The organism is Caballeronia sp. NK8 (assembly GCF_018408855.1).
Lineage (GTDB): Bacteria > Pseudomonadota > Gammaproteobacteria > Burkholderiales > Burkholderiaceae > Caballeronia.
On record NZ_AP024325.1, the window covers coordinates 158,472 to 178,002 of the forward strand.

The 19,531-nt window shown below is 64.8% G+C and carries 20 protein-coding genes and 1 riboswitch; of the genes, 12 read left to right on the plus strand and 8 right to left on the minus strand.

Translation table 11 applies throughout. From position 1 onward, the window contains the following. Window positions 1–165 precede the first annotated feature (165 nt). Together NK8_RS26320 and aroQ are read left to right on the plus strand one after the other, a co-directional pair. Window positions 166–1,158, plus strand: coding sequence for a Gfo/Idh/MocA family protein (locus NK8_RS26320; protein WP_301549912.1), 993 nt, complete (start codon window positions 166–168; stop codon window positions 1,156–1,158). A gap of 36 nt (window positions 1,159–1,194) precedes the next feature. Next, window positions 1,195–1,641 carry a type II 3-dehydroquinate dehydratase gene (gene aroQ / locus NK8_RS26325; RefSeq protein ID WP_162070160.1) on the plus strand — a complete coding sequence of 149 codons (447 nt, stop codon included), beginning with the start codon at window positions 1,195–1,197 and terminating at the stop codon, window positions 1,639–1,641. A gap of 48 nt (window positions 1,642–1,689) precedes the next feature. Here the strand turns inward: aroQ and NK8_RS26330 are convergent, their stop codons facing one another. Both NK8_RS26330 and NK8_RS26335 read right to left on the minus strand, forming a co-directional pair. After that, on the minus strand, window positions 1,690–1,851 hold the full coding sequence (locus NK8_RS26330) for a hypothetical protein (RefSeq protein WP_174258134.1): 162 nt from the start codon (window positions 1,849–1,851) through the stop codon (window positions 1,690–1,692). A gap of 64 nt (window positions 1,852–1,915) precedes the next feature. After that, a complete protein-coding gene (locus NK8_RS26335) occupies window positions 1,916–2,104 on the minus strand; it encodes a hypothetical protein (RefSeq protein ID WP_225936474.1) in 189 nt (62 codons plus the stop codon). Window positions 2,105–2,521: 417 nt separating this feature from the next. On the opposite strand from NK8_RS26335, the gene NK8_RS26340 reads away from it, so the two are divergent. Further along, window positions 2,522–3,922, plus strand: coding sequence for an amino acid permease (locus NK8_RS26340; protein WP_213232636.1), 1,401 nt, complete (start codon window positions 2,522–2,524; stop codon window positions 3,920–3,922). Window positions 3,923–3,946: 24 nt separating this feature from the next. After that, window positions 3,947–5,146 (plus strand): amino acid aminotransferase, encoded by a 1,200-nt coding sequence (locus NK8_RS26345; RefSeq protein ID WP_162070157.1) that lies wholly within the window; start codon window positions 3,947–3,949, stop codon window positions 5,144–5,146. 10 nt (window positions 5,147–5,156) lie between these two features. Here NK8_RS26345 and NK8_RS26350 read toward each other — a convergent pair whose 3' ends face one another. Then, window positions 5,157–5,528: a hypothetical protein gene (locus NK8_RS26350; RefSeq protein ID WP_213232638.1), complete on the minus strand. Its 372-nt coding sequence runs from the start codon at window positions 5,526–5,528 to the stop codon at window positions 5,157–5,159. 145 nt (window positions 5,529–5,673) lie between these two features. Between NK8_RS26350 and NK8_RS26355 the strand changes: the two genes are divergently transcribed. From NK8_RS26355 to NK8_RS26365, 3 genes are all read left to right on the plus strand, one after another. Further along, entirely contained in the window at window positions 5,674–5,922 is a 249-nt protein-coding gene (locus NK8_RS26355) for a hypothetical protein (protein WP_213232640.1), read from the plus strand. Between the two features lie 52 nt (window positions 5,923–5,974). After that, window positions 5,975–6,298: a hypothetical protein gene (locus NK8_RS26360; RefSeq protein WP_162070154.1), complete on the plus strand. Its 324-nt coding sequence runs from the start codon at window positions 5,975–5,977 to the stop codon at window positions 6,296–6,298. 155 nt (window positions 6,299–6,453) lie between these two features. After that, a complete protein-coding gene (locus tag NK8_RS26365) occupies window positions 6,454–8,958 on the plus strand; it encodes a glucose/quinate/shikimate family membrane-bound PQQ-dependent dehydrogenase (RefSeq protein WP_213232642.1) in 2,505 nt (834 codons plus the stop codon). Between the two features lie 10 nt (window positions 8,959–8,968). Here the strand turns inward: NK8_RS26365 and NK8_RS43420 are convergent, their stop codons facing one another. Next, window positions 8,969–9,103: a hypothetical protein gene (locus NK8_RS43420; protein ID WP_286202804.1), complete on the minus strand. Its 135-nt coding sequence runs from the start codon at window positions 9,101–9,103 to the stop codon at window positions 8,969–8,971. A gap of 184 nt (window positions 9,104–9,287) precedes the next feature. Between NK8_RS43420 and NK8_RS26370 the strand changes: the two genes are divergently transcribed. After that, window positions 9,288–9,761, plus strand: a complete 474-nt coding sequence (locus NK8_RS26370; protein WP_213232643.1) for a hypothetical protein — start codon at window positions 9,288–9,290, stop codon at window positions 9,759–9,761. Here the strand turns inward: NK8_RS26370 and NK8_RS26375 are convergent. Continuing rightward, the gene (locus tag NK8_RS26375) at window positions 9,758–10,204 is read right to left on the minus strand and encodes an ester cyclase (protein ID WP_213232645.1); all 447 of its coding nucleotides are present in this window, start codon (window positions 10,202–10,204) and stop codon (window positions 9,758–9,760) included. The two genes, NK8_RS26370 and NK8_RS26375, sit on opposite strands and share 4 nt — an antisense overlap. Window positions 10,205–10,318: 114 nt before the next feature. Beyond that, window positions 10,319–10,488: riboswitch (yybP-ykoY riboswitch) on the plus strand. 9 nt (window positions 10,489–10,497) lie between these two features. Between NK8_RS26375 and mntP the strand changes: the two genes are divergently transcribed. The 3 genes from mntP (at window position 10,498) to NK8_RS26390 (ending at window position 14,258) form a co-directional block, all read left to right on the plus strand. Further along, complete coding sequence (gene mntP / locus NK8_RS26380) at window positions 10,498–11,067, plus strand: manganese efflux pump MntP (RefSeq protein ID WP_213232647.1); 570 nt, start codon at window positions 10,498–10,500, stop codon at window positions 11,065–11,067. Between the two features lie 133 nt (window positions 11,068–11,200). Beyond that, window positions 11,201–12,268 carry an alanine racemase gene (alr, locus tag NK8_RS26385; RefSeq protein ID WP_213232649.1) on the plus strand — a complete coding sequence of 356 codons (1,068 nt, stop codon included), beginning with the start codon at window positions 11,201–11,203 and terminating at the stop codon, window positions 12,266–12,268. 181 nt (window positions 12,269–12,449) lie between these two features. Then, complete coding sequence (locus tag NK8_RS26390) at window positions 12,450–14,258, plus strand: L-lactate permease (protein WP_213232651.1); 1,809 nt, start codon at window positions 12,450–12,452, stop codon at window positions 14,256–14,258. 7 nt (window positions 14,259–14,265) lie between these two features. Here NK8_RS26390 and NK8_RS26395 read toward each other — a convergent pair whose 3' ends face one another. Continuing rightward, window positions 14,266–15,888, minus strand: coding sequence for a D-alanyl-D-alanine carboxypeptidase/D-alanyl-D-alanine-endopeptidase (locus NK8_RS26395; RefSeq protein ID WP_213232653.1), 1,623 nt, complete (start codon window positions 15,886–15,888; stop codon window positions 14,266–14,268). Window positions 15,889–15,964: 76 nt separating this feature from the next. Further along, window positions 15,965–17,413, minus strand: a complete 1,449-nt coding sequence (locus tag NK8_RS26400; protein WP_213232655.1) for a PLP-dependent aminotransferase family protein — start codon at window positions 17,411–17,413, stop codon at window positions 15,965–15,967. Between the two features lie 87 nt (window positions 17,414–17,500). On the opposite strand from NK8_RS26400, the gene NK8_RS26405 reads away from it, so the two are divergent. Then, window positions 17,501–18,124 (plus strand): FMN-binding negative transcriptional regulator, encoded by a 624-nt coding sequence (locus NK8_RS26405; RefSeq protein ID WP_213232657.1) that lies wholly within the window; start codon window positions 17,501–17,503, stop codon window positions 18,122–18,124. A gap of 10 nt (window positions 18,125–18,134) precedes the next feature. Here NK8_RS26405 and NK8_RS26410 read toward each other — a convergent pair whose 3' ends face one another. Then, window positions 18,135–19,514: a CoA transferase gene (locus tag NK8_RS26410; RefSeq protein WP_213232659.1), complete on the minus strand. Its 1,380-nt coding sequence runs from the start codon at window positions 19,512–19,514 to the stop codon at window positions 18,135–18,137. Window positions 19,515–19,531 lie beyond the last annotated feature (17 nt).

Genomic DNA, 19,531 nt, shown 5'->3' on the forward strand with positions numbered 1-19,531 from the left:
CTCGATTGATTTTCTGACGGCGGCGCGTGGACCGCGCCGTCCGCGTGCCCTCGCGCGCGCTCGTTTTATCAACCTCGGTACATTCAAGTGAATACGGACACAGGCAACTCCCCGGTTAAGACACGCATCGCGGTGGCCGGCGCGGGCTATATCGGTCAGGCGCACATGGGCGTCGCGCAGTCGAGCGCGACCTGCACGCTCTGTGCAATCGTCGATCCGGCGCCCGCCGCCGTCGATATCGCGGCGAAGGCGGGCGTGCCGCTCTACCGCACGCTCGATGATTTGTTCGCCAAGGACCGCCCCGATGGCATCGTGCTCGCCACGCCGAACCAGTTGCACGTCGAACATGCGCGCGTCTGTCTCGCGGCGGGCGTGCCGACGCTGCTGGAAAAGCCGATCGCGCCGACCGTCGACGAAGCCCAGGCGCTCGTCGATGAAGTGGAGCGTTCGGGCGCGAAGGTGCTGATCGGACATCATCGCGCGCATAGCCCGATCATGGCGCGTGCGAAGCAGGTGATCGACGAAGGGCGGCTCGGCAAGCTCGTCGCGGTGATGGGCAGCGCGGTGTTCTTCAAGCCCGACGAGTATTACGCCAGCGCGCCGTGGCGGCGCGAGCCGGGCGGCGGGCCGATCCTGCTCAACATGATTCACGAGGTGCACAACCTGCGCATGCTGTGCGGCGATATCGTCGCGGTGCAGGCGTTCGCTTCGCAGGCGACGCGTGGCTTTCCCGTCGAGGACACGGTCGCGATCAATCTGCGCTTCGCGAGCGGCGCGCTCGGCACCTTCATGCTGTCGGACACCGCCGCGTGCCCGCGCAGCTGGGAACAGACCTCGCAGGAAAACAAGGCGTATTCAACCTATCCCGACGAAGACTGCTACGTGATCGCGGGCACGTTCGGCTCGCTTTCGGTGCCGACGATGCGTCTGAAGTCCTACGGCGCCGCGTCCGACCGCTCGTGGTGGAAGCCGTTTGAGGAAAGCATCGTGCCGATGCAGCGCGACGATCCGCTCGCGCATCAGATGGAACATTTCGGGCGCGTGGCGCGCGGCGAAGCCGAGCCTATTGTCAGCGCACGCGACGGGCTGCAGAATCTGCGGATCACCGAAGCTATCGTTCTCGCGGCGACGAGCGGCAAGATCGTCGAGACCGCCTGAGTCTTTTCAATTCCCCATTCCGTTCAAGGAAATCACATGGCAAAGATCCTGACGCTGCACGGCGTCAACCTCAACATGTTCGGCAAGCGCGACCCGAAGCAGTACGGCACGGCGACGCTCGCGCAGATCGACGAGCAAATGGCCGCGCTGGGCAAGGAGCTGGGCGTGGACGTGGAGTGCTATCAGACGAACATCGAAGGCGAGATGTGCTCGCGCATTCATCGTGCGTTCGAGGAAAAGGTCGATGCGATCGTCATCAACGCTGGCGCGTGGACGCATTACAGCTACGCGATCCGCGATGCTCTCGCCATTCTGACGGCGCCGGTCATCGAAGTGCACATGTCGCACGTGCACGCGCGGGAGGAGTTCCGCCATAAATCGGTGTTCGCGGAAATCGCGAAGGGACAGATTTCCGGCTTCGGCGTGGACAGCTATCTGCTGGGCTTGCGCGCCGCGGTCGCCGCGATCGGCGCGGGCAAGTAATACCCCGACGCGCTGGCGAGGCGTGCGCGCCTCGCCGGTTTCATCGGGTCAGACCGGGCGGCCGTAGTCGCCCGAGCGGTTCGCTTTCGGCTCGCGCTCGCTTTGCACGCGCAGCGGTTCCTGATTGCGCTGCGCCGCGCCGCGGATGAACAGCACCGCGCAGATCGCGCAAATTCCCCATACAGCCGCGATGATGGTCAAGTAGTTCATGTGTCCTTCCCCGATGTACGCGGGCGGCCTGCGGCCGCTTCCGCGCTAGGTCCCTATATTTCCTTTACGGCTGCGACGCGGGCATCGTCAGCAACTGGCCGATCAGATGTTGCGCAAGCTCCTGCTGCTCGGTGATCGTCACGGCGTCTTCGTCCGTGGCGTCGCGTCCGGCGTGCAGCTTGCCGGCGAGTCGCATGATGTCGTCCGACACCGACTGCAGCGTGCGCAGCAACTCGGCCTGCGTAGCCGGCATGCTGTACTGCGATCCTTCAGCGAAACACTGCGCCGTTCGATGCGGCCTGGCGTTTCCTTCCATCGTCTGATACATGGCGACCCCGTCGTGAGTGGATGATGGGATTCTCCCGCCACCACGCCCCGGGCAATCCTCCGAACAACACCTGATTTCGGCCTCAAATCGTTTGCTGTGCGGATCTAAAGTTCGGAGATACGGCGGCGAATGGTCCGCCCAACAAGGCTTCGCGGGTCGCCGGGCGGTAAAATCGCAGCTCCGTCCTCGAATAATCGGCTCTTTTTTCATTGCCCTATGGGTCCGTCCGCACCAAAAAACAACAGTTTCCGCCCGAAACGGCAGCAGAAATGTGGGCGAAACGACATAGGCGTACATGCGGTCATATCAAAGCGGTAACTTTTGCGGCACACAGGCATCGACATGATTTCCGGCGACACCCACGAAGCACCACACCACGAAACACTCAGGCGGGGACTCAAGAGCCGCCATATCCAGCTGATCGCGCTCGGCGGCGCGATCGGCACGGGGCTGTTCCTCGGCGTCGCGCAGACCATCAAGCTCGCCGGGCCGTCGGTGCTGCTCGGCTACGCGATCGCCGGCCTGATGACGTTCTTCATCATGCGGCAGCTCGGCGAGATGATCGTCGACGAGCCGGTCGCGGGCTCGTTCAGCCATTTCGCCGACAAGTACTGGGGCCACGCCGCCGGTTTCATTTCCGGCTGGAATTACTGGGCGATCTACATCCTCGTCAGCATGGCGGAGCTGTCGGCCATCGGCATCTACATGCAGTACTGGTGGCCGGGCCTGCCGACGTGGATATCGGCGCTCGCGTGCTTCGTGATCGTCAATGCGATCAACCTGACGAGCGTGAAGTCCTACGGCGAAACGGAGTTCTGGTTCGCGATCGTGAAAGTGGCGGCGATCGTCGGGATGATCCTGTTCGGCGGCTATCTGCTCGCGTCGGGCAAGGCGGGGCCGGAGGCGAGCGTCGCGAACCTGTGGCAGCTCGGCGGCTTCTTTCCGCACGGCGTGAACGGGCTGGTGATGTCGATGGCCGTGATCATGTTCTCGTTCGGCGGCCTCGAACTCGTGGGCATCACGGCGGCGGAAGCGGAAGATCCGTCGAAGAGCATTCCGCGCGCGACCAATCAGGTCATCTATCGCATCCTGATTTTCTATGTCGGCGCGCTCGGCGTGCTGCTCGCGCTGTATCCGTGGGACAAGGTCGCGACCGGCGGCAGTCCGTTCGTGCTGATTTTCCGCGAGATGAACAGCACGCTCGTGGCGAACGTGCTCAACGTGATCGTGCTGACGGCTGCGCTGTCGGTGTACAACAGCGGCGTGTATGCGAACAGCCGCATGCTGTACGGCCTCGCGCAACAGGGCAACGCGCCGCGGGCGCTGCTCAACGTGAGCCGACGCGGCATTCCGCTGACGGCGCTCGCGGTGTCGGCGTTCGTCACGGCGGCGTGCGTGGTCATCAACTATCTGATTCCGGGGCGCGCGTTCGGCCTGCTGATGGGCCTCGCGGTATCGGCGCTCGTCATCAACTGGGCGATGATCAGCATCATCCACGTCATGTTCCGGCGGCGCAAACGCGCGAGCGGCGCAACGACGTCGTTTCCGAGCTTCGGCTTTCCGTTCACGAACTACGTCGTGCTGGCGTTTCTGGCGGGCATCGTGTGGGTGATGTTCGAGACGCCCGACCTGCGCCTCTCGGTGTATCTGATTCCGGTCTGGCTGGCCGTGCTCGGAATCGGCTACTATCTCAAAAAAAGGGGCGCTGACGCCACGCGCGCCGATCGCCTTCCATCTCGCTGATCCCCGTCCTGACACCCTCACACCATGTTCGAACATATCGATGCCTATCCCGGCGACCCGATTCTCTCGCTGAACGAAAACTTCCAGAAGGACCCGCGCACCAACAAGGTCAACCTGAGCATCGGCATCTACTTCGACGACGAAGGCCGTCTGCCCGTGATGCATGCGGTGCGCGAAGCGGAACTGTCGATCGCGAAGGAGCCCGGTGCGAAGCCCTATCTGCCGATGGCCGGTTTCGCGCATTATCGCGATGCCGTGCAGGCGCTCGTGTTCGGCCACGACAGCCCGCCGCGCGCGGACGGACGCATCGCCAGCGTGCAGACGCTCGGCGGTTCGGGCGCGCTGAAGGTTGGCGCCGATTTCATCAAGCGCTATTTCCCGCAATCGAAAGTGTGGGTGAGCGATCCGACGTGGGAAAACCACCGCTTCATCTTCGAGCGCGCGGGCTTCGAAGTGAACACGTACCCGTATTACGACGAAGCCACCGGCGGCCTTCGCTTCGACGCGATGCTCGACGCCATCGACAAGCTGCCCGCGAAGAGCGTCGTGCTGCTGCATGCGTGCTGCCATAACCCGACGGGCGTCGATCTCGACGAAGCGCAGTGGGTGAAGCTCATCGACGTGCTGCAGAAACGCGATCTGCTGCCGTTCGTCGACATGGCGTATCAGGGCTTCGGCGCCGGCCTCGACGACGACGCGTTCGCCGTGCGCGAACTCGCGCGCCGTGGCGTGCCGGCGTTCGTCGCGAATTCGTTCTCGAAGAATTTTTCGCTGTACGGCGAGCGTTGCGGCGGCCTGCACGTGATCTGCGACGATGCCGCCGAAGCCGACCGCGTGCTCGGCCAACTGACGAGCGCGGTGCGCGCGAACTACAGCAATCCGCCGACGCACGGCGCGAAGATCGTCACGCACGTGCTGAACACGCCGGCGCTCAGGCAGTCGTGGCAGGAAGAACTCGCGTCGATGTGCCAGCGCATCGCACGCATGCGCCAGGCGATTCACGACGGACTGAAGGATCACGTGCGCGGCGAAATGCTCACGCGCTACATCAGGCAGCGCGGCATGTTCACGTACACGGGTCTGGTCGCTGAGCAGGCGGACCGTCTGAAGGAGGAATTCGGCGTGTACATCCTGCGCTCGGGCCGCATGTGCGTCGCGGGCCTGAACGACAGCAACGTGCAAGTCGTCGCCGATGCGATCGGCAAGGTGCTTGCAGCGAAGTAAGCACGTTCATCTAGAGCGCGGGACACGACAGCACTTTTTGCGGCGGCAGGCTGCCCGGTCCCGTGTCCACTTTCGTGCCGCGCGGCGGCGTCAGAATGAGCCGCACGCTGGTCGTGCCTTCGTTCGCAAGCACATACAGGTCGCCGCTTCCTTCCGGCTGCCAGTACACGCGATACACTTCGCCATCCTTGTAGACATGCAGCGCGCCGTGACTCACGGCGCCGCCGCGCCAGAAATTCACGCTTTCCCCTTCGCGCAGCGCGATCATGCCGTCCTGGTCGTTGGTCGCGCTTTCGAGCGTGCCGCAGACGGCATCGTCGGCATGTGCATGAGTGCAGACGGCGAACGCCGCCGCGACAAGAAAGATTGATCCGCGATTCATCGGTATCGGCTCCTCATCGAAAAAATCGGCACGCGCGTTCATCGCGCGCGCGTGCGCCCTGCCGCGCTCGTCGCAAGATATGCGCCGACTTTCCGCCGCGCGTGTGCTACTTTGAAGAGAGCAGCGTTCGATCATGGAGGCCGTGATGACAGTGATCGCACCGGACGAGAGAGCGGATTTTCTCGCGATTCTCGCGCGCCACCGGCTCGACGAAAGCGATTTTCTCGTCGCAGAAGGCGGCGCGTCCGATGTCGTGGACGATGTCTATCCGCTGCAGGGCACCGTCACCATTACGCGACGTTCCACGCTGAAGGAACGCGACTATCGCATTGGACACGGCTCCGAATGGACGGCCGCGTTCGAGAAGGATTTGAACAAGGGCGTGTTCGGCTGAACGAGCACGCCGCATGCAGGTTTTTCACGCACTTTTTGACGCGGAGCACGCGATGAAACCGACCGAATTCGAATCGTTCAAAGCGCACGTCGCGATGCTGCTGCGCGATCTTCCGCGTGGCATGACCGCCGATCTGACGGATGTGGCCGTCGCGTACTGGAACGGCACGAAAGTGGTCGGCGCCTATCTGCGCGACAACGGCCGGATCGACGAGGATTTCGATTTCGACGAGAACGCGTGGGGCAACTGGCGCGATGAATTCCTGACCTGGTTCGACGCGCCGCGCTTTTCCGAACGCGCCGATCTGAAGGCGGCGTTCGTCGCCGGCGTGATTCCCGTGAGCCTGCCAGGCGGGCTCTGGCCGCGGGCGCTTTGATCGCTGAATCGCGGGAAAGTCATTTGTAAGCACTCCTCGCACGCTTTACTCCCGCCGAACGGCACAACGATTGCTCTCTCCCACGACGCGACAGCGCCCGAACCACGACCGCCCGCGGCCGTGTTCCGCCATTCATCGTCTCGGAGGGTTTCAGCATGGCTGGCAACGGAAGACTTCATCCGCTCACGTTCTTTACGGCCATCGTGTTCATCGTGCTCGGCGCGCTGCTGGCGGCGGGCGGCGCGTATCTCGTGACGGTGAAAGGATCGTGGTACTACGCGATCGCGGGCGCGGCCATCGTCCTGACCGGGCTTCTGCTGCTGATCCGGCGACGCTCCGCGCTTCTGCTGTTCGCGCTCGTGCTGTTCGGATCGACGATCTGGGCCGTCTTCGAAGTGCGCTTCGATTTCTGGCAATTGATGCCGCGCTTGTGGATCTGGGTGCTGCTCGCGCTCTGGCTGCTGATTCCATTCGTGCATCGCGGCGCGCTGTTCGGACCGCCTTCCACTGCGCGCGCCGCGCGCACTCCGCTCGCGGCTGCAATCGTTCTTGCGCTGCTGCTCGGCGCCGGCACGTATTTCCACGATCCGCATGACCGGCCCGGCCGTATCGACGTGAACGTGGCCGCCGACGCGAATCAGGCCGATGCCAACGCCGCGACCGGACGCCAGCCGGGCGACTGGACCGACTATGGCGGGTCGCCGCTGGCGCAGCGCTACGCGCCGCTCGCACAGATCACGGCGGAGAACGCGCATCAGTTGAAAGTGGCGTGGACCTTCCGCACCGGCGACGTGCCCGGCCCCGGCGATCCCACCGAAACCACCGACGAGAACACGCCAATCAAGGTCGGCGACACGATTTTCCTGTGCACGCCGCATAGCAAGGTGATCGCGCTCGATGCGACGAGCGGTAAGGAGAAGTGGCGGTTCGATCCGCAGATTCAGAGCCCGATCGGGTTCAAGCATTGGGAACACATGACGTGCCGGGGCGTCGCTTATTACGATGCCGCCGTGCATGCGATGCCTGCCGCCGTGGCTTCGGAGGCGGTGGCCGCGTCCGCGCCTGCTCAGGCGAGCGAAGCGGTTGCGGCTTCCGAACCGCAAGCCGCTTCCGAACCCGCCGCGCCCGTGCAGACGCCTGCGCAAACCACGGCGCTCGCCGAATGTCCGCGCCGTCTGTTCCTTCCGACCGCCGACGCCCGCCTGATCGCGCTCGATGCGGAAACCGGCAAGCCGTGCGCGAGCTTTGGCAAGAACGGCGCGATCGATCTGCGCGCGAACATCGGCCCGTTCACGCCGGGCGGCTATTACTCGACGTCGCCGCCGGCGGTGTTTCGCAATCTGGTGATCGTCGGCGGCCATGTCACCGACAACGAATCCAACAATGAGCCTTCGGGCGTGATTCGCGCGTTCGACGTGAACGACGGCCATCTCGTCTGGAACTGGGACCCGGGCAATCCGGACGCCACCGAGCCCATCGCGCCGGGCGGCACCTACGTGCGCAATTCGCCGAACATGTGGTCGATGTTCAGCGTCGATGAAAAGCGCGGCATGATCTATCTGCCGATGGGCAATCAGACGCCCGATCAATGGGGCGGCGAGCGCACGCCGCAGGCGGAAAAGTTCGCGGCGGGCCTTGTCGCGCTCGACGCCGCGACGGGCAAGCTGCGCTGGAACCGTCAGTTCACGCATCACGATCTGTGGGACATGGATGTCGGCGGGCAGCCGACGCTCGTCGATTTGCAGACGGCGCAGGGCATGCAGCCGGCGGTGATCGCATCGACGAAACAGGGCAGCATCTACGTGCTGAATCGCGAGACGGGGCAGCCGATCGTGCCGATCAACGAGGTGCCGGTGCCGCAAGGCGCGGCGAAGGGCGACCACACCGCGCCGACTCAGGCGGTCTCCGCGCTCAATTTCAATCCGCCCCGCGTGACGGAAGCGGACATGTGGGGCACGACGCCGTTTGACCAGCTCTGGTGCCGCATCAAGTTCAGGAGCCTGCGCTACGACGGACCGTTCACGCCGCCGTCCGAGCAGGGCACGCTGGTGTTCCCGGGCAACTTCGGCGTGTTCGACTGGGGCGGGATTTCCGTCGATCCGGTGCGGCAGATTCTGATCGCGAATCCGGATTGGATGGCGTTCACGTCGAAGCTGATTCCGCGCGAAAAGCTACAGGAGGGCGCTACCAGCACGAGCGAGACGAGCGGGATCAAGCAGGCGCGCGGCACGCCGTATGCCTACGAGATCAGCGCATTCCTGTCGCCGCTGGGCATTCCGTGCCAGGCGCCGCCGTGGGGCGATATGGCGGGCGTCGATCTGCGCACGAACAAGATCGCGTGGATGCACAAGAACGGTACGATCGTCGATAGCGCGCCGCTGCCCATTCCGATGCCGCTCGGCGTGCCGAGTCTGGGCGGCACCATCGTGACGGCGGGCGGCGTGGCATTTCTGACGGGCACGCTCGATCAGTACGTACGCGCGTACGACGTGCGCGACGGCAGGAAGCTATGGGAAGCGCGGCTGCCGGCAGGCGGTCAGTCGACGCCGATGAGCTACGCCGATGCCAGCGGCAAGCAGTACTTGCTCGTGACGGCGGGCGGCCATGGCTCGCTCGGCACGAAAGCAGGCGATTACGTGATCGCCTATACGCTGCAATGAGGCTTCGAGGTTACGTGCGACGATACGCTTCGGCCATCAGCGCGCTGACCTTGGCGCGCGTCTTGAAGGCGTCGCGAGCGGCGTTGCGCAGCTTGGTGGCGATAAAGGAAACGAGTGCGATCGGGGTGGCGGCGATGATTCCCATGGTGTGCTCCGTACTAGGGGTAACTAACTAGGTAATAACCCTAGGTTAGCACAGTTGACGCGCTGCAACAATTTACTTTTCGGAAATCGTTAGTCAGCGCGCGCGAAACGACGAGCCGCCTAGCCCGCGGGAAACGGGATGCGTTATATTCATGAATATATAGCGAACCGATTTTCCCGGCACCATGCTTACACCATCCATCGACATCACTGAGAGCGGCTACGGCGCGACCATCACCACCCTGAAGGCGGCGCACGATCACGAGCGCGCCGAGTCGTTGCGTGATCTCGTGGACGCGCATAGGCGGCTGCAGGGTAGCGTGCTGCGCTTTCTTTCGCTATTCGACGACGCCCGGGCGCGCGCCACGCGCGATGAGCCGCGTGCGTTCGAAGCGCTCGTCGGCTTGCTGGAGAAAAAGGCGCGTGCGGCGGGATTTGCGCGCATGCGGGAATTGAGCGCGGCCGTGCAGGCGGCGCGCGTGGCCGCGCGTCAGCGCGAATTGCTGTTCTTCGATTCCTTCGGAACCGATGTGCCCGCCTTGCGTGAGGCGGCGCGCGAACTGGAGCGGCTCGACGCGACGCTCGTCGGACTGTGCGTGGAGCATGTCCTGCGCGTGAATGCCCCGATGCGCGCGCGGCCCGGATTGCGCCGCGACTAGACCGGCGGATTCATCTTCGGCGGGACGGCGTCGAGCTGCCGGAACACGCTCAGCCAGTCTTCGAGATGCCAGGTTTTCGACACCCGGCCGTCGCGTATCTCATGGAACGAGTGGATCGCGAAGCGAAGCGGCTTCTTCGTCGCGGCAATACCCATCAACGGGCCCGATTGCGTGCCGCTCACTTCCGCGCGGACGCCGACGCGATCGTCCTGCGTCAGCATGTCGAGAATCTCGATACGCATGTCGGGCAGAGCGGTTGCGAGGTCTTCGAAGATCGGGATCATCTGATCGGGTCCGTGCGACTGTCCGGGCGGCTCGGGAAGGTATTGCCAGTCGGGCGTGACGGCTTGCCGCAGGAGCGCGACGTCCTTGGTGGAAAACGCGCGGTAGAGACGCTCGACCGCTTCGCGCGCGGCCGATTGAGTCAGGTGGGCGGGCTGCATGGTGCCTCCTACACGGTGCGGTCTGCATGAGGTAAGAACGGCGGCATAGCGCACTCACTGTACCCCAAGCAGTCGCGCAAACGCAGGAACGGTCGCCAGGCCGTGTTAATCTCTCACTTCTTCGCTGGGGAGTAGCCGGCTTTTCCGCCCGGAAAAGCGCCCATGTCAACACGCTCGGTCGTTCGGACCGTGGCATGGGCAGCCATCACAGGTTGGCAAGACCATCGACGGAATGCGCGACCGGTCGGGCGCGCGTTCTGTCGTTCCGTCTTGCCCGACCAGAGCGCTACCCGATGAATCTCGCTTCCACCATTTTTCTGGCCTTCGCCATGTCCACCGATGCCTTCGCCGCCGCTGTCGGCAAGGGCGCGACGCTGCACAAACCCCGCGTCACGGAAGCGCTGAAGACCGGCGTGATCTTCGGCGTGATCGAAGCGCTGACGCCGCTCGTCGGCTGGGCGCTCGGCAGGGCGGCCGCGCAGTACGTGACGGCCTGGGATCACTGGATCGCGTTCGGCCTGCTGGGTCTGCTCGGCGCGCGCATGATCCGCGAAGGCTTCGGCAGCGTGGACCACGAAGAGGAAAAGCCCAACTCGCATTCGTTCTGGGTGCTCGCGCTCACCGGCTTCGCGACCAGCATCGATGCGATGGCGGTCGGCGCGGGCCTCGCGTTCATCGATGTCGATATCTTCTCGACCGCCGCCACGATCGGCTTCGCGACCATGCTGATGGTGACGATCGGCGTGATGGTCGGGCGGCTGGTCGGCGCGACCATCGGCAAGCGGGCGGAGATCGTCGGCGGGCTGATCCTGATCGGCGTCGGCAGCGTCATCCTCGCGGAGCATCTGGGCTATTTGAACTGAGCCTGCGCGACGTGAAGGCTTTGGAACTAACAGGCGTTTCGACTAAAAATCGGCATAAATAAAATAACAACAACTGCCTTCTGGTCGATACGATTCATCATTCCACTGCCTTCAACCCTGAATCCAGCACGTCATGCCACGTCCGATTTCCGCGCGCATTCATCTCGACGCCATTCGTCAGAATCTTCAGCTCGTCAAACGCACGGCGCCGTCCTCGCGCGTCTGGTCCGTGATCAAGGCGAATGCGTACGGTCACGGCATCGAGCGCATCTATCCGGCGCTCGCCGACGCGGACGGCATCGCGCTGCTCGATCTCGACGAAGCCGTGCGCGTGCGCGAACTCGGCTGGACGAAGCCTATCCTCTTGCTCGAGGGCATTTTCGAGCCGGCGGACGTGGAGACGGCGGACCGTCATCGCCTCACCGTCACGGTTCATTGCGACGACCAGCTCGCGTTGCTGAAGGCGGCGCGGCCGCGCGAGCGCATCGACATTCAACTGAAGATGAACTCGGGCATGAACCGTCTCGGTTATCGGCCTGGCGCGTTCGAAGGCGCGTACAGGCGCGCGTCGGACATCGAGGCGATCGGCTCGATCGGCCTGATGAGTCACTTCGCCAACGCGGACGATGGCGCGATCGACTGGCAGATCGACGAATTCGACGCCGCCACGCGCAATCTGCCCGGCACGCGCTCGCTGTCGAATTCGGCGGCGGTGCTGTGGCACCCGCGCGCGCATCGCGACTGGGTGCGGCCCGGCACGATCCTCTACGGCGCGTCGCCGACGGGCTGCGCGCGGCATCTCGAAGGCATCCCGCTGCGCGCCGCGATGACGCTCGAAAGCCGCATCATCGGCGTGCAGACGCTCGACGCGGGCGAGACCATCGGCTATGGCCGCACCTTCACGGCGGATCGCGCGATGAGGATCGGCGTGGTCGCATGCGGCTACGCGGACGGCTATCCGCGCCATGCGCCGACCGGCACGCCGGTGATGGTGGATGGCGTGCGCACGCGTATCGTCGGGCGTGTGTCGATGGACATGCTCACCATCGATCTCACGCCGTGTCCTGCGGCGGGCATCGGTTCGGCCGTGGAGCTGTGGGGCGAGCACGTCAGGGTCGATGAAGTTGCCGAGCCGTCCGGCACCATCGGCTACGAGCTGATGTGCGCGCTCGCGCGCCGCGTGCCGGTGACGATCGCCTGACCTTTCATCAGGCCGCCGCAAAACTTGCATTCGACCCTTCCCCCCGCTATACCTCAAAGGATCGGTAGTAAATCTGTAAGGAACGCGTTGTTGTTGCCCGGGTGCTCGCACGTCCCGGCGGCGTGAAGTCTCGTCCGGACTGCGGGCAAAGTTCGAATCCTAGGATCAAAAAGGAAACGACATGTACCAGCAGACCTACAACCCGTTGGGCAACGCATTCCTTTCGACGATCGTCGCGGCAATCCCCATTCTGACGCTGCTCTATTTCATCGCGCTGCATCGCCATCGCGATTCGCAGGGCAACGTGCATCTCGGCATTTCGGCGCCTTATGCGGCGTTGTTTGGCGTGATCGCCGCGTTCATCGTGTCCTGTCTCGTGTTCCGGATGCCGGTCGCCTCGGCGGTGTCGGCGTTCGCGCTCGGCTCGCTGTCGGGCTTTCTCGGCATCATCTGGATCGTGCTGGCCGCGATGTTCCTTTACACGATGAGCGTCGTCACCGGCAAGTTCGAGATCGTCAAGGAATCGATCGTCCACATCTCGTTCGATCGCCGGCTGCAATGCGTGCTGATCGCGTTTTCATTCGGCGCGATCATCGAAGGCACGTCGGGATTCGGCACGCCCGTGGCGATCGCCGGCGCGGTGATGGTCGGGCTCGGCTTCAGGCCGTTCCAGTCCGCCGTGCTCAACCTGCTCGCGAATACGGCGCCCGTTGCGTGGGGCGCGATCGGCACGCCGATCGTCACGCTCGCCGCCGTGAGTGAACTCGACCAGCTCACGCTCTCCGCGATGGCCGGCCACCAGTTGCCGTTCGTATCGCTGCTCGTGCCGTTCTGGCTCGTCGCGACCTTCGTGAAAATGGAGGGCGGCTCGTGGAAGGAAGTCTTCGAAGTCTGGCCGGCGATGCTGTGCGCAGGCGCATCGTTCGCGCTGATGCAGTTCTATGCGTCCGGAAGTCACGCGCTCCACCTGATGACCGACGTGGTGTCGGGCGTGTTCTCGGTGATCTGCACGGCGCTGTTCCTGCGTTTCGTCTGGCATCCGAAGACGCGCTTTCTGCTCAGGTCCGAGCGTGAGGCGCTCGCCCGGCAGGGCAAGAGCACGGCCACGGTCGCAACCGACAAGTCGGAGTGGAAGTACAAATATTCTGTCGGCGAAACCGTGTATGCGTGGATGCCGTGGGTGATTCTGATCGCGTGTTGCGCACTGTGGGGCGTGCCCGAATTCAAGAAATTCCTCAACAACGTGTTCGCCGGCGTCACCTTCTCGACGACGCTCTTCGGCTCGCCGTTCAAAGGCACGCTGTCCTTGCCCGTCTGGGACATGCCCGCGCTGCACAACCTCGTACACCGGATGCCGCCGGTCGCGCCTGTCAACGCGAAAGCGGAAGCGGCTCGCTTCACGATCAACTGGTTATCGGCGGCGGGCACGGGTGTGTTCGTCGCCGCGATGCTGTCGGGTTTCGTGCTGCGTCTGTCCGCCGTGCAATGGAAGGACGCTTTCATACAGACCATGCGCCGCATGAAGATTCCCGTGCTGGTGATCGCGCAGGTGCTGGGCCTCGGCTTCCTCACGCGCTACTCGGGCACCGACGCGGTGCTCGGACTCGCCTTCACGGGCGCGGGCGTGTTTTATCCGTTCTTCGCGGCGTTTCTGGGTTGGCTCGGCGTGTTTCTGACGGGTTCGGATACGGCGTCGAACGCGCTCTTTGGCAGCCTGCAGCGCATCACCGCGCAACAGCTCAACCTCAATCCCATCCTGATCGTCGCGACCAACTCGACGGGCGGCGTGATGGGCAAGATGATCGATGCGCAATCGATCATGGTGGCGTGCGCCGCGTGCTACGACGACCCCAAGGAGCGCGCCTTCGCGCTCGGGCCGATCTTCCGGACCGTGTTCTTCCATTCGATCGCGGGCGCGGCGGTGATCGGCGTGATCGCGATGCTGCAGGCTTATGTGTTCCCGTGGATGATTCCGGTGCCGCCGCAGTGACGCCGGTTCAATAACGCGCGTAGACGATGCCAAGTATCGTCGCTTCATCGTCGAAGACTTCGAGCGTGTCGGTGAGCGCCTGCACCGGCCCCGCGTTGTTGACGAACAGCGCATACGCGAGCCGGCGGCCGCTCTTCGCGTCCATGTAGCCCGCCATGTTCATCGCAACCATCTGACCGTTGGTCACGGTCGCGCCGCTCTTCACGCGTATATGCTCCTTGCCGACCACGTCCCTGCCGATCGCCGCGAGCGAGCCATCGACGCCGAGAATCGACAGCGCGTCGCGATACACCGGATAGATCGGCAGGCGGCTCATCACAGTCAGCAGGTTCGCAGTCGTGCGCGCGCTCGCGCGGCTGTCGGGCGAGCCGCTGCCGTTGGTCGGAAAGTCGAAGCCCGCGCCGTCGATGCCGAGCGTGCTCGTCAGATACTGCCGCTCCGCGACGAGCGCGGCGTCGACGGTATGCGCGCCTTGCGTCAGACCGTGGTACATCAGGCTCAGATTCGCGCCGGTGTTGAGGCTCACCTTGAGTATCAGCTTGGCGATTTCCGAGTAGGGCAGGGACGTGAAGTTCGCGACCTGCGTCGCGCCCGAATAGATTTGCGCCGATGGCAGCCTGCTTCTGTCATTGGGCTGAACGGCGGCCGCCGACACGGTCACGCCCGCGCGCGCCAGTGCATCGATGAAGGCGGTGCGCGCGAACGAAGGCGGATCTTCGACACGCAGATTGCTGACGTACAACGCGTTGCCCACGAGTGGCGACGTATAGCCGAGCGGAATCGTCGCGGGCGTGGAGAGACTCGCCGCGCCCGAGATCGTGCCGTGACAGCCCGGCGCGGCAAGACAACTGAGCGGGCCTTCGTCGAGCGCATCGCCCGAGGTGACGATGTCCGCCTCGCTGTTCGCCGTCGTCGTGAGCGTCGTGCCCTGCATGGTCATCGCGCTGGTGCGCGGACGCCAGTCGAGCTGTCCGGGCTGGCCGGTGCCCGTGGGCGCGAGCGTCACGTCGATCACGTTCTCGTTGATGAGAATCGGCGAGATGAGCACGTTGCCGTTGGGCACGCGAAACGCATCGAAGAGCCTGTCGTCGACGACGACATCACCGCTCACCGACGTGATGCCCGCCGCCCTGACCTGCTGCGCCAGCTGGTTCACGGCGGTGAGCGGATCTTCCGGCGTCAGGATCGCGCCGTCGAAGGCGCGTGCCTCGTTGTGATCGAAGTCGGTGAAGTCGATGGTGCCGTCGGGCTTCTGGCGTCCGCCGAAGGTCAGATCGCCGGACGCCTTCAGGATCAGATCGCCCGTGAGCTTGCCCGATGCATCGAGCGTGCCGTTGCGATACACCGGCGTCTCGAAGCGATGGTCCGCACCGATGGTGTTGAGCGCGCTTCCGACCGAATAGAGCTTGCGCACGGAGCCGGTGAACGAGAGCGCGTCCGGTCGCAGTGCGACGAGCGTTTCGCCCGTGGTCGCGTCCATCACGACCATCGACCATTGGGAATTCGCGCTGGTGTAGCGCGGCTTTTTCATCACCTGATCGATGGGATCATCCGACGATCCGCCGCCGCAGCTCGCGGCGAGAAGGCTGGAGGCGATCAACAACGGGACAGCCAGGATTCTCGCGCGCATGTTCTTGTTTCCATCGTCTTGTTTTCGTTGAACAACGACATTCAGAATAGACGCGTGCGATGGGAATACAAAGCGCTCAAGCGCTCAGACGCGCGATCACGCCAGCAAGCGTCTGTATGCCGGTACGAATCCGTTCGACCGGCACGCTGGCATAGCCCAGAATCAGCCCGGCCGGACGCGCGACGCCTGGCTGCGCGATATACAGCGGCGACACCGGATAGATGCCCACGCCCTGCGCATTCGCGGCGGCGACGAGCGCGGTTTCATCGTTCGAATCGAGCATCGGCAGCCATAGCGTGACATGCAATCCGGCCGCCGTTCCGGTCACTTCCGCGCTCGCCGGCAGAAGCTCCGCGATGGCATCGAGCAAGGCCGCGCGACGCCGTTCGTATTCCCGCCGCACGCGCCGCACATGGCGTTCGTAAGCGCCGCTCTCGATCAGCGAGGCGAGCACGCGCTGATCGAGAATCGCCGAATGACGGTCGCTCAGTCGCTTGGCCTGACGGAACGCCGGCACGAGATCGTGCGGCAGAATCATGTAGCCCAGCCGAAGGTGCGGCGAGAGCGCCTTGGAAAACGTGCCGATATAGATCACGCGGCCATTCGAATCGATAGACTGCAACGCGTCGATCGGGCGCTGGCCGTAGCGGAACTCGCCGTCGTAGTCGTCCTCGATGATCCACGCGTCGTGCCGCTCTGCCCATTCGAGCAGTTCGAGCCGCCGCCCGATGGGCAGCACGCCGCCCAGCGGAAACTGATGCGACGGCGTCACATACGCGAGCCGCGCGCGGCCATCGACGGGAAGGCGGCGCGTGTCGAGACCGTGTTCGTCAACGGGCACGCCGAGCGGCTTCCCGCCCGCCGCCTCGAAGCAGTTGCGCGCGATCAGATAGCCGGGGTCCTCGAAAGCGAAGGCATCGCCGGGATCGAGCAAGACGCGCGCGCACAGATCGAGCGCCTGCTGCGTGCCGTTCACCACGACGATCTGCTCGCTGTCGCAGACAAGGCCGCGCGCCCGGCCCAGATAAGCGAGCAACGCGCGCCGCAGCGAGGCGTCGCCTTCCGGCGCGGCGTAATACAGGTGGTCCGGCTGATGCAGCAGTTCGGCCTGATACGCGCGCTTCCAGATCAACGACGGAAAGTCGCGCGCCGACACCGCGCCGTACAGAAAGTCGATGCCGTTGCGCTTCGGTTGAGGCAGGGCAGGCATTGGCAGATTCGCGACGCGCCGGCCGTAGCCGGACAGCACGGGCGCGCGGCGCGCCGCGCGCGCGGGACTGGGCGTGGCGGGTGTCATCGGCGGCGTGGCGACGCGCGCGACGCGGCCCGCCGCCGTGATCAGGAAACCCTCCGCCGCGAGCTGCTCGTAGGCCGCCGTGACCGTCGTGCGCGACACGCCGAGGTCCGCCGCCAGCGCGCGCGTCGACGGCATCGGCGCGCCGGTGGGCAGCGTGCCGTCGGCGATCTGTGCGCGCAGCAGGTCGTAGATGCGGCGGCCCGTACCGGGGACGTGTGACTGGACCATAAAAATCGATCGAAACTGGACCTTCTCATTGTGCCTGTTTCGCGCAATATTGACGGGCCTCAGTTGCCTCCTGTCGAGACATCCACGATGTATATCCCGCCGCACTTCGCCGAGACTCGCCCTGAAGAATTACAACGGATCATCAGCGCACACGCGCTGGGCGTGCTCGTGACCCACGACGCCGCCGGTCTGGACGCCAATCACATTCCGTTCGAATTCGATCCGGCGCAGGGCACGCACGGCCTGCTCACGGCGCACGTCGCGCGCGCGAACGACGTGTGGCAGCGCTGCCCGACCGGCACGCCCGTCATGGTGATCTTTCGCGGAGCCGAGGGTTATATCTCGCCGAACTGGTATCCGAGCAAGCACGAAGCGCATCGGCAGGTGCCGACGTGGAACTACGAAGTGGTGCACGCCCACGGCGTGCTCACCGTGCGCGACGACGAGCAGTTCGTGCGCGGACTGGTCGCGCGCCTGACGCGGCGGCACGAGGCGAACGAGCCGCGTCCGTGGAAGATGGGCGACTCCGAGCGCGAGTTCATCGACGGCATGTTGCGCAATATCGTCGGCATTGAGATCGCGGTGACTTCGCTGGTGGGTAAATCGAAGCTGAGCCAGAACAAGGAGGCGCGAGATCGCCTCAATGCCGCCGATACGCTGAAATCGCGCGGAAATCAGGAACTGGGCGAAGCGATGTCGCGCGCGGAGTAGCGGGCGTCCATCACCACCGCGCCGCCGAGGTTCCCGGCGGCGCCGCATCCCGCGCATAACCCGCCGGCGTTCGCGCGAACTGCGCGCTCGGCCGCACCGCCATCAACTCTCCGAAGCCCGATTCATAACGCTCGACATACGGCGCGAGATCGGGCTTCGCGGTCTTCAACCCGCCGTCGATGCGTCCCAGTCCGCGCAACCAATGCCCCGTCTGCGCGAGCGAAACCTGCACGTGCCAGCTTCCGCCTTCGCGCTGCTGCTTCCAGAGCGCCGCCGCCGCGCCGAAGGCCATCAGGAAACCGCTCGCCATATCGAGCATCTGCATCGGCAGCGGGCGGGGCTTGCCGTCGCCTGCCGCTTCGCCTTCGGCTGCATTGAAGCCCATCGCGGTCTGCACAAGCGAATCGAAACCGCGCCGCTCGGCCCACGGTCCTTCGGTGCCATACGCGCTCAGCGACACATAGACGATGCCCGGCCTGCGCGCCGCCAGTGCCTGCGGCCCGAAACCCAGCGAAGCAATCCCGCCCGGCCGATACCCCTGCGCGAACACATGCGCCTCGTCGATCAACTGCCAGAGCGCGTCGCGATCGCTCTCCGTGCGCAGATCGAGCAGCGCCGAGCGCTTGCCCCGGCTGGTATCCGCAATCGCGGGAATATTCGGCAGATGCGGCCCGTTCACGAGCATGACATCCGCGCCGAACGCGGCGAGCGCCCGCCCGCCGACCGGCCCGGCGAGAATGCGCGTGAAATCGAGCACGCGCAGCCCGTCGAGCGGGCGCGCCTGAGGAGACAGCGCAGGCAACGCGAGCGGCGGCGCATCGCCGATGCGCGTGAGGGTCATCAACGGCTGCGCGGCGACGGCCCGCGCCTGCGGCGTCGCGTCCCATTGTTCGAAGGTGCGCAACATCGTGACGACGAGACCGCGCTCCGCCGCCGCGTTCTCGAACTCTGCGCCGCGCCACGCGAGCAACGCACGCTCGGCATCCTCGCGCGTCGCCGTGCGCGGGTCGAGCCCGAGCAGACGCAGCGCGCCGTCCTGATGATGTTCGAAGTTCGCGTGAATCCGCACGTAGCCATCGGCGCAGCGATAGAGGCCGGAAAAGCGTCCCCACGTTTCCGGCTCCTTGCCGTCGACCGTGAACGCTCCGGTGCATTCGACAGCGGCATGGGTCATGTCGACCGCCACGCGCTGCCGCTCGACGCCACGCGCCGCGCCAAGCTCGCACGCGGCGAGCGCCGCCGCGCCGACGGTCGCCTGCGCCGCCGTGCCGACGGCGAAGGTCGTGGGAAAAACGGGATCGCGACCAGAAAGGTCGATGAAGGAAAGCGCATCGTCGGGCAAGCCGGCGATGCGCCATAGGTCATGCAGCGTATCGAGCGGAGAAGTCATGATCGGTCGGCGCGCGC